At 42.5% G+C, this 5549-nt stretch carries 4 protein-coding genes; 1 reads left to right on the top strand and 3 read right to left on the bottom strand.

Annotation, left to right across the window (positions count from 1 at the left end; translation table 11 throughout):
• The first annotated feature begins 26 nt into the window (after window positions 1-26).
• A complete protein-coding gene (locus ACFFGT_RS19280) occupies window positions 27-3173 on the top strand; it encodes an AAA family ATPase (protein ID WP_377024146.1) in 3147 nt (1048 codons plus the stop codon).
• On the opposite strand, the gene ACFFGT_RS19275 is transcribed toward ACFFGT_RS19280, so the two are convergent.
• The 3 genes from ACFFGT_RS19275 to ACFFGT_RS19265 are packed head-to-tail and all read right to left on the bottom strand — an operon-like array spanning window position 3145 to window position 5523.
• Window positions 3145-3756 carry a glycosyltransferase family 4 protein gene (locus ACFFGT_RS19275; protein ID WP_377024145.1) on the bottom strand — a complete coding sequence of 204 codons (612 nt, stop codon included), beginning with the start codon at window positions 3754-3756 and terminating at the stop codon, window positions 3145-3147. The genes ACFFGT_RS19280 and ACFFGT_RS19275 overlap by 29 nt on opposite strands.
• Window positions 3749-4408, bottom strand: a complete 660-nt coding sequence (locus ACFFGT_RS19270) for a glycosyltransferase (protein ID WP_377024144.1) — start codon at window positions 4406-4408, stop codon at window positions 3749-3751. The genes ACFFGT_RS19275 and ACFFGT_RS19270 overlap by 8 nt, the downstream gene beginning before the upstream one ends.
• A 5-nt stretch (window positions 4409-4413) precedes the next feature.
• Window positions 4414-5523 carry a hypothetical protein gene (locus ACFFGT_RS19265; protein ID WP_377024143.1) on the bottom strand — a complete coding sequence of 370 codons (1110 nt, stop codon included), beginning with the start codon at window positions 5521-5523 and terminating at the stop codon, window positions 4414-4416.
• Between the last annotated feature and the right edge of the window lie 26 nt (window positions 5524-5549).

Genomic DNA, 5549 nt, shown 5'->3' with positions numbered 1-5549 from the left:
CCAATAAAGGATAACTGTTTATTATCATGCCTCAACAAAACAAAAAGCAGTTTGCAGCGGAATTTTGGCGTTATTTCGAGCTCTTAACACTGATGCTTTTTGAAATTGATTTTAAACTGGAAAGAAGCGAAATCCTGATGACTAAGATGACGCGAGATGGCGGGCGGGATGTTGAAATCAATAAAAAACTGATTAGTAATATTCTTCCTCTGCCAAATGTTGATGTCTGGGTGGAGGCTAAATTACGGGATAAACGCAAACAGGTGATGATCAAAGATATTGCCGGAAGCGTCATTATGGCATCGAATGCCAATATCAGGTCATTGTATTTTGTCACCAATTGTTATTTTACTAAACAAACGGTTGAGGAGTTGCTATTATTCGCCTATAAATCAGGACTAAAAATCAATTTGGTTGATGGGTATCATTATCGCAACCTGTTGACAACGCACTACGAAGAAGTGTTACATAGATTTCAGCAACACCAGCAAGAAATGACTTTGGATTCCTTCTCGTTGTTTATGAAAGAACTCCTTGAGAACTTACCCCAAAAGAGCGATCAAACTTATGATCAAATATCTGTTACGATAGGCAGGGAAAACCTTCGGCGCGTAGAGGATTTTACAGCAAGTTTTTGGGACAAGGACCAGATAGACCTGAGACGCATTCGTTCTACTGCCCACGGAAAAACATTCCGCATTGCGCTAAACGAAATTCAGACTAACCCGGTGTTAAGTGATAATGAGATTGCTAATGATGTAAGATATCAGCTGATCGGTGCCAGAAGAAAGGTGCTTCTGCAAGATGTTGCCAGGTTTCTACAGGACGGCCAAATTGTCATTATCAAAGGGGAAAGCGGAAAAGGAAAAAGTTTCTTCGCCAATCATTTGTTCCGGCAAATGCACAAGCTCGATTATAATGTTGCGTCGGTCGATTTGTCGGACATCAACGTCCTGACATTCTCAAAGGAAATTATTGGCCATTTGATCGGCTTGAATTACTTTGCTCTGCTTGAATCAGATGAGGGAATCATCGATTATCTTTCCAGCTATTTTCAGCTTCCGACTGTAGTTTGCAAACAAATGCTGGAGGTAATCAGACAGGATCGTTTTACGGCCCATGTCGCTCCCGAGATCTGCCTGGAGGTACTTATTAAAATGGTGCAAAGCCATCAAAGCCGAAAAAAGGTGATTTTAATGTTAGACAATCTGCATAAAGTCTCCAGCGATATGATGGCCTTTCTGAAGGCTTTGTTTAATCGTTTACGGGAAATAAACACGCCGGTTATTGCCTTGACGGTTTCGACTCCTTTAAAGACAGACCCTTATTATGAAACCCAGTGGATTCGGTTTATCGACTCTCTTTCACAAAGCAACCGTTATCAAATAATTGAGCTGCCTGAACTGGAAGATCGCGATATCGATGAGTATATCTTCGGACGGCTACCGGGAGTCAATCTCAATATGTTGTCTTTAATCAAACGCAGTACACTGAATCACGTGTTTTACGTCGAGTTATATATCGAGCTGCTAAAGTCCAGGAGCGTCATAAGGTCTGTTGATGAGCAATACTGGTGGCTCGGCGATCCGGCAGCGTTGCTGGATAGCAGAGAATTGCAGAGTGGTCGAATTAATAATTTAATTACTGCCGCCATGCAGCTGTGGATTACCGATTCGCAGGTCCGGGACTTCGTTTTATTGCTTTTTTTTTCAAACAATATTTTAAGTAAGCAGGAGGCTTTGTCTGTCTATCCGGAACTGAATCTTAAAAAATTACTGGAGACGAATCTTTTCAAGGCCGTTGCAAAAGAAGATAATTTATTATTGATTTCATTTCATCATGATCTCTTCTACGCTAATGTCCAGCAACTTTTCACGCAACAAGTATTAGCCTTCGAAGCTGCTATGTATTTGGAAAAGATGCATGGTTTCAACAAACCGGACGTTTTGGGAAAACTTTATGAGTATGCCGGAGATTACGAGCGAGCAGCCCGGCAGTATCGTCTGCACGCTGAATGTCAAATTTCAAATGCGCCGTTTAACGCATTGATTTTTTATGAGAAGGCTATTGACATTAGCTACCGGGTCGCAGGGGCTGGTCCGGAAACGGAAAATATCGTCGAAATGATCTTTCCGCTGCTCAAGTTGTATGACCGTTTTAACTTTTTGGCATCCCGTAGATCGCCTGAGCTCTTCGGGTTACTGAAAAAGTTTGCTGATTTCCGGGAATTGGGCCGGGCTAACCACCTGCAATATCTTTATTTCCTGGGCGTAAAATTCACTAAAGAAGAAGACTTCCATCAAGCCGCCGATTATCTGACAAGCGCCTATGAATTAGCTGTTAATGAGCCTGAAACCCCGCAGGAAATGCTTTTTAAAATACTTTGTAGCAAAGGGATCAATTTGAAGCATCTCGGCGAAAAGGACGCTTCGATAACTTTTTTCGAACAAGCAGCGCAGAGATGGGAAAGCAGGCAATTGCGAAACGAACAGTATTCTAACCTGGCTGCTTATTATTTGACCTCCCAGCCAACGCAGTCGCTTTATTACTATGAAAAAATCAAGGACAGCTACACGCGTCATATCAATTTGCATTTGCTTATCGACATGGCGATGGCCAACTTTTATTTGCATAGGTTCGATGAAACGGAAAGACTTTTATTAGAGGCTATACCGTTGAGCAAAAAGCGATTAAATCTGGCTGAAGAAGCCCGTGCGCAGAATATATACGGCATTATCAATTGGCGCAAAGGAGACTTTGAAATGGCAGAAGCCTATTTAGACCTTGCCCAATCCAACAGCGAATTGGCAAATAATCACCGCTGGTTATGGCGTATTAAAACGAATTTGGCTCAGTTAGCTTTTCAGAAAAATCTGCTTTCAAAATCGTATAACATCTGCACAGCTGTATCAGAACATTTGCTGAGGACGCGAGCAACCATAGCCTATGAGGTAAAAAATCTTCAATTCTCTTCCAGGCGCTATGCAGCGCTCAAAGCTGTAGCTTATACCCTTTTCCGATTAGAAAAAACGGACGATCTTCGTGCGCTTTCCCAGTCAATTGCAATTCCGGAATTTGATAAGTTTACGGAGCTTATGATGAATGAGGGTTCTGTTGATTTTGATCATCAGGATAGCAATAAAGTTATGGACGCTTATTGTATTCTGGGTTGAACTGATCATATATCTCCCAGTGTCTTTCCATAAAAGCCTGCATCGTATAGTTATTCAAAATAGTTTGTCGTGCGGCTTGCCCCATGGCTTTTCTTTGCTCTTCATTTGCTAATAGCCCCTGCATGGCTTCAGCCCATGTTTCCGGATGATAATCTGCTATTATAAGTCCGTTAACTCCCGGCTCGATCAGGGTTTCAGCAAAGCCTTGTGGCGCCGCTATGACCGGCAATCCGGAGGCCATTGCTTCGAGGATTGTTCTGCCGCCTGGCTCATATTGGGACGTGAAGCAAAAAAAAGCGCATTTTCTCAAAATGAGCGGCAAGAATTCGTGCGGCAAATGCCCCCACCAAAATAGAAGACCTTGAAGCTCCAGATCGCTGATCTTGTTTCCCAGTATTTCACTTTGCTTCAGTTTCATAATTTCGTCATTATTACCGCCAATAATCCAAAGTGAGTGACCGTGGTTCCCCCAGCGCAGATACAAAATATAGGCGGCTTCTATGCACAATGCAATGCCCTTCGAGGCTGCGAGACGGCCAAAGTAAACAAACGGAAGTTTGGGATTTGTGATCATTTCATTCATGGTTACCTTGAATGCGGGGTTCAGTTAATGGCAATAACGTACCATCATCATCGTACAAACTGGCAAGGAACAATTGATCAACGGCTCTGCCGATGACTTTGACTTTTGATGAAGAAACCTGATAATAATTGATGAGATCGTCTTTTTCCTGTACCGAAACAGCGATAATGATTTTCGCGCTCCCGAAAATTAATCTTTCGGTCGCCAGCCGCTGCTCGCTCACCGGGTAGCCGGTTATTTTCTTCCGCATTCCCGCAGATATAACCGAATGGATGAACGGCTTTTTCCATTTATCGGAAAGTGCGGCTGCAGCCCTGCCGGAATGCCAGTAAACTGAATGGATCAGATCAGGTTGAAATCTTTCGTCAGCTACAATATCTTGAATCATATGCAACAGTTCACCTTCTCTGTCATCAAAATTATTTTTGTCCCATGTCGCCTCTGGTCCCAATCGCATTCTTCTTATTTTCACATCGCCATAAGTGAAAGTCTCATTGCCTGGGGACGCTTTCCGGGTAATAATGAGCGCTTCCGCTTTGCGATAAATAAGCATATTAATGAGTTCGTTGATATATAAATGCGTTCCGCCTCCTTCTCTGGCTCCCGGGGGAATGGTCGGATCTGCGTGTATAGTGATGATCAGTATCTTCATTTAATTCAATCGTTAAAAAAAACAGCCAAACCTTCCGCCGTACAACTATTCAGCGAATGGATGGAAGGACTTTCGAGCAATGTCTGAATAGCGGTATCAATTGTGCAGATCCGGTCTTTGGGAGTGATATTTATTGATGCAAACTTTTTAAGGCGGTTGATATGAATTCCGGCTTCTTCCAGTTCGTCTTTTGGGATAACTAATAACGGAATACTATTAAAAATACAATTGACGGTAACGTGGTAACCACCGCAGCCTATCACAACATGGACTGGCTGAATGACTTTGCCGGAAGGAAAGGGTTGCCTGTGAACGTTGATACCGTCGTTTTGCGAAATCACAATTTCGATCGTTTCCTGCTGATAATACTCACCTAATAAAACTGTGATTACATAATGTTTGTCTGATTTATTCAGGGCATTCAATGTCGCTAAAAGTAACTCATCGCATTCGAACCCTCCGCCAAAATCAATCATCACGTGCGTATGGTCGGAGTGTGGTTCGGCTTTGACCAATCGGTCTTTTTCATAAAGATAACCCAGATAATGAATTGGCTTAGTGATTTTCCCGCTGAAGTACTCAGCGTTCAGATCTACGATTTGGGGGTCACAGAAAACAATGACTCGATCATATAAATCATTGATAAGCCGCAGACTGTCATTTCGCTGGTAAAATGCCTGAGTTTTCGCTGCGGAAAAAATAACTCCCCTAAGCGTAAGTATAAATTTGATTTGAGTGTTCGTGGTTTTGACCCAGTAAAGCAATTCAGTTAACTCACCTCCTGTGCCATTGGGAAAAAAATCTATTACCCAATAATCATAGGTGTTTTGGAGGAAGATCTTTCGCCATGCCTCTTTTCTGTCGGTTATTCGCTGATGATATCGTTGTTCGGTAATAGGGTCAGTAATGGTGGCCCGAGATATATTTGACGGGATTTTGATAACGGTAAAAGAGTGATTTGGAGGAAGAAAGGTGCCTATAGATTGATAACCGGTAACCAAATCAATCTGAAACCCGGGACCCTCTTTAATTAGCGCAGTACCCAAATTACTCATCCGGGCTATATGTCCGTAGCCAACACCATCATGAGCATACAACAGAATCTTCTTAGGCATGATAATAAACAGTTATCCTTTATTGG

This window comes from Mucilaginibacter angelicae, assembly GCF_042434235.1.
GTDB lineage: Bacteria > Bacteroidota > Bacteroidia > Sphingobacteriales > Sphingobacteriaceae > Mucilaginibacter > Mucilaginibacter angelicae.
The sequence above is the reverse complement of the archived record's forward strand: the minus strand, read 5'-3'. Positions and strand labels throughout refer to the sequence as shown.